The 3,988-nt window shown below is 67.2% G+C and carries 4 protein-coding genes; all 4 read left to right on the forward strand.

Annotated elements, in window-relative coordinates:
- Positions 1–350 precede the first annotated feature (350 nt).
- Positions 351–1,337 (forward strand): P-type conjugative transfer ATPase TrbB, encoded by a 987-nt coding sequence (gene trbB / locus EJ105_RS27390; protein WP_250168849.1) that lies wholly within the window; start codon positions 351–353, stop codon positions 1,335–1,337.
- Between the two features lie 32 nt (positions 1,338–1,369).
- Positions 1,370–1,666 (forward strand): TrbC/VirB2 family type IV secretion system protein, encoded by a 297-nt coding sequence (locus EJ105_RS27395; RefSeq protein ID WP_250168852.1) that lies wholly within the window; start codon positions 1,370–1,372, stop codon positions 1,664–1,666.
- The gene (locus tag EJ105_RS27400) at positions 1,666–1,938 is read left to right on the forward strand and encodes a VirB3 family type IV secretion system protein (RefSeq protein WP_250168850.1); all 273 of its coding nucleotides are present in this window, start codon (positions 1,666–1,668) and stop codon (positions 1,936–1,938) included. The genes EJ105_RS27395 and EJ105_RS27400 overlap by 1 nt, the downstream gene beginning before the upstream one ends.
- A 12-nt stretch (positions 1,939–1,950) precedes the next feature.
- Positions 1,951–3,988 (forward strand): conjugal transfer protein TrbE (gene trbE, locus EJ105_RS27405; RefSeq protein ID WP_250168851.1); only part of this gene is annotated, 2,038 nt, incomplete at its 3' end.

Consider the following 3,988-nt stretch of genomic DNA (forward strand, 5'->3'; position numbering starts at 1 on the left):
ATAGTCTTCCAGGCACGTCGGCAAAAAGCTTGCTTGGTGGCGGTCAGCAGCTTCAACGAAACGTCCCATATGACACCCCCGAAGCAGTGCTAGATCATAGCATCATCAGGGGTTTTCACACAGCCTCGGGCGCCAAGCAGACGTTCGTAACGGCGTGTCCGGAAGGCTGCTTTGGGTCATTCGGTAGCTGCCGCCAAGCGCCCAGGGGGAGGGTCACACGCCGATTTCAGGCAATCGCACGCCACGCCGCGATGCCCGCATTCCGTTGTTGAATCTCCCCCAATTCCCCCTTCTTTAATCATCCCCGTCCGGGAAGCCCCTGCATCGCTCCCGGCGACGGCGGGGATGATATGGCGGGTTCAGCTCACAATCCGGAGGGCCTGAAGCGCGGCGTGCGCATGCTGCGTACCGCGCTCGGCCCGGTGATCTCCCGCCTTCTCGATGACCCTACCGTCGTCGAGGTCATGCTCAACCCCGATGGCCGCCTCTGGGTCGACCGATTATCCGAGGGCCTCGCCAACACAGGTGAGCGGCTGGTTCCCGGCGACGGCGAACGCATCATCCGCCTCGTCGCACATCATATCGGCGCCGAGGTCCATGCCGGTGCCCCGCGGCTCTCCGCCGAGCTTCCTGGGACCGGTGAGCGCTTCGAAGGCCTGCTCCCGCCTGTCGTCGCAGCTCCAACCTTCGCCATCCGCAAGCCCGCCGTCGCCGTGTTCACGCTCGACGACTATGTCGCCGCCGGCATCATGTCTGCGCCGCAGGCAGAGGCTCTCCGTCACGGTGTAGTCTCCCGTGCCAACATCCTTGTGGCCGGTGGCACCTCCACCGGCAAAACCACCCTCACCAATGCTCTGCTAGCCGAGGTGGCCAAGACCTCCGATCGCGTCGTCTTCATCGAGGACACCCGGGAGCTCCAATGCGCCGCGCCCAACCTTGTGGCGATGCGCACCAAGGATGGCGTCGCCTCGCTCTCCGACCTCGTGCGCTCCTCGCTCCGCCTGCGCCCTGACCGTATCCCCATCGGCGAGGTGCGCGGAGCCGAGGCTCTGGACCTCCTGAAGGCCTGGGGGACGGGCCATCCCGGCGGCATCGGCACCATCCACGCAGGCAGCGCCATGGGCGCCCTTCGACGGCTGGAGCAACTCATCCAGGAAGCGGTCATCACTGTCCCGCGCGCCCTAGTCGCCGAGACCATCGATCTAATCGCCGTGCTGTCCGGCCGTGGTGCTGCGCGCCGGCTCACCGAGCTCGCCCGCGTCGAAGGGCTCGGCCCCAACGGCGACTACCGGATCTCCCCCGCTGTCCCTCCTACCGAAAAAGGAACCTCTTCGTGACACCGAACTCTGTTTCCCACTATCGCCGCCTAATGTGTACCGCCGCAGGGGCTCTTGCTTTCGCCTGCGTGGTGTCCGCCGCCCACGCCTCCGGCTCCTCCATGCCGTGGGAGACCCCGCTGCAGTCGATCCTGGAGTCGATCCAGGGGCCGGTCGCCAAGATCATTGCGGTGATCATCATCATCTCGACTGGCCTTGCGCTCGCCTTTGGCGACACCTCTGGCGGGTTCCGGCGGCTGATCCAGATCGTGTTCGGCCTCTCCATCGCCTTCGCGGCTTCGAGCTTCTTCCTGTCCTTCTTCTCCTTCAGCGGCGGAGCGCTGGTCTGATGGCGGGCGATGCCGGCGAGGTGCCGGGCTTCTCCGTGCCGGTCCACCGGGCGCTCAGCGAGCCGATCCTGCTCGGCGGCGCGCCGCGGGCACTCGCCATCTTCAACGGCACGCTCGCTGGCGCCGTCGGGCTGGGCCTGAGGCTCTGGCTCGTGGGCCTCGTGCTCTGGGCGATCGGCCACCTGGCCGCTGTCTGGGCCGCCAAGCGCGATCCGCTCTTCGTCGACGTGGTGCGCCGGCATCTGCGCGTCCCCTCCCATTTGTCGGTCTGAGGGGCGCGCACCATGATGAACCTCGCCGAGTATCGTCGTCAGGGGAGCCGGCTCGCGGACTATTTGCCGTGGGCGGCCCTCGTCGGCCCTGGCATCGTCCTCAACAAGGACGGCAGCTTCCAGCGCACGGCGCGCTTCCGCGGGCCAGACCTGGATTCCGCCGTGCCCGCCGAACTGGTGGCGGTGGCGGGTCGCCTCAACAGCGCCTTCCGCCGCCTCGGCTCGGGCTGGGCTTTGTTCGTGGAGGCCCAGCGGCACGAGGCAGGGGCTTATCCCGAGAGTCTCTTCCCCGATCCAGCCTCGGCGCTGGTGGATGCCGAGCGGAAGGCCGGATTCACTGAGGCCGGAAGCCATTTCGAGTCGAGCTTCTTCCTCACCTTCTGTTGGCTGCCGCCGGCGGAGGATGCCGCCCGGGCGGAGAGCTGGCTCTATGAGGGGCGTGGGCGCGAGGGTGTCGATCCACGCGAAGCATTGGACGGCTTCGCCGATCGGACAGACCGAGTGCTCCGGCTGGTCGAAGCCTTCATGCCGGAGTGCCGCTGGCTCGATGACGCGGAGACCCTGACCTATCTGCACGGCTGCGTCTCGACCCGGCGCCAACAGGTGCGCGTTCCCGAGACGCCCATGTATCTGGATGCGCTCCTCGCCGACCAACCACTGACCGGCGGGCTGGAGCCCATGCTCGGGATCGATCACCTCCGCGTGCTCACCATCGTGGGTTTTCCCACGGCGACGACGCCGGGGATTCTCGACGATCTCAACCGGCTGGCCTTTCCCTATCGCTGGTCGACCCGCGCCATCCTCCTCGACAAGACCGACGCGACCCGGCTCCTTACCAAGATCCGCCGGCAGTGGTTCGCCAAGCGCAAATCCATCGCTGCCATCCTGAAGGAGGTGATGACCAACGAAGCTTCGGTGCTGGTGGATTCCGATGCCGCCAACAAGGCGGAGGACGCCGACCTCGCGTTGCAGGAGCTGGGCGCCGACCATGCCGGCATTGCCTATGTCACCGCCACGGTGACCGTCTGGGATTCTGATCCTCGCGTCGCCGACGAGAAGCTCCGGGCCGTGGAGAAGGTGATCCAGGGCCGAGACTTCACGGCCATGGTTGAGACGATCAATGCCGTGGACGCCTGGCTCGGCAGCCTGCCCGGGCACGTCTATGCCAATGTCCGCCAGCCGCCCATCTCGACCCTGAACCTCGCGCACATGATCCCGCTCTCGGCGGTCTGGGCCGGAGACGAACAGGACGCGCATTTCAACGCCCCGCCGCTGTTCTACGGCAAGACGGAGGGGGCGACCCCGTTCCGCTTCTCGCTCCACGTGGGGGATGTGGGCCACACCCTGGTGGTGGGGCCGACCGGCGCGGGCAAGTCGGTCCTGCTGGCGCTCATGGCCCTGCAGTTCTGGCGCTATGCCGGATCCCAGGTGTTCGCCTTCGACTTCGGCGGCAGCATCCGGGCCCCCGCCCTCGCCATGGGCGGGGACTGGCACGACCTGGGCGGAAGCCTTGCCGAGGACAGCATCGCCCTCCAGCCACTGGCCCGCGTCGATCAACTGTCCGAGCGCAGCTGGGCGGCGGACTGGATCGTGGCGATCCTGACCCGCGAAGGCGTCACCATCACCCCGGAGGTGAAGGAGCACATCTGGTCGGCGCTCTCCTCGCTGGCCTCGGCGCCGATGGAGGAGCGCACACTGACCGGCCTTGCCGTCCTGCTCCAGTCCAATGCTCTGAAGCAGGCGCTGCGGCCCTATTGCATCGGCGGCGCCCATGGCTGCCTGCTCGATGCCGAGGCGGAGCATCTGGGACAGGCGTCCGTCCAGGCCTTCGAGACCGAGGGGCTGATCGGCACCAGCGCCGCGCCGGCGGTGCTGTCCTATCTGTTCCACCGCATCGAGGACCGGCTCGACGGATCTCCCACACTCCTCATCATCGACGAGGGATGGCTGGCGCTCGACGATCCGGGCTTCGCCGGGCAGCTGAGGGAGTGGCTGAAGACCCTGCGCAAGAAGAACGCCAGCGTGGTGTTCGCCACCCAGTCCCTCTCGG

It is taken from the genome of Xanthobacter aminoxidans, from assembly GCF_023571765.1.
GTDB lineage: Bacteria > Pseudomonadota > Alphaproteobacteria > Rhizobiales > Xanthobacteraceae > Xanthobacter > Xanthobacter aminoxidans.

Coding starts and splice junctions, on each gene's coding strand:
- trbB (WP_250168849.1), top strand. CDS start 351: ATGGCGGGTTCAGCTCACAATCCGGAGGGCCTGAAGCGCGGCGTGCGC.
- EJ105_RS27395 (WP_250168852.1), top strand. CDS start 1,370: ATGTGTACCGCCGCAGGGGCTCTTGCTTTCGCCTGCGTGGTGTCCGCC.
- EJ105_RS27400 (WP_250168850.1), top strand. CDS start 1,666: ATGGCGGGCGATGCCGGCGAGGTGCCGGGCTTCTCCGTGCCGGTCCAC.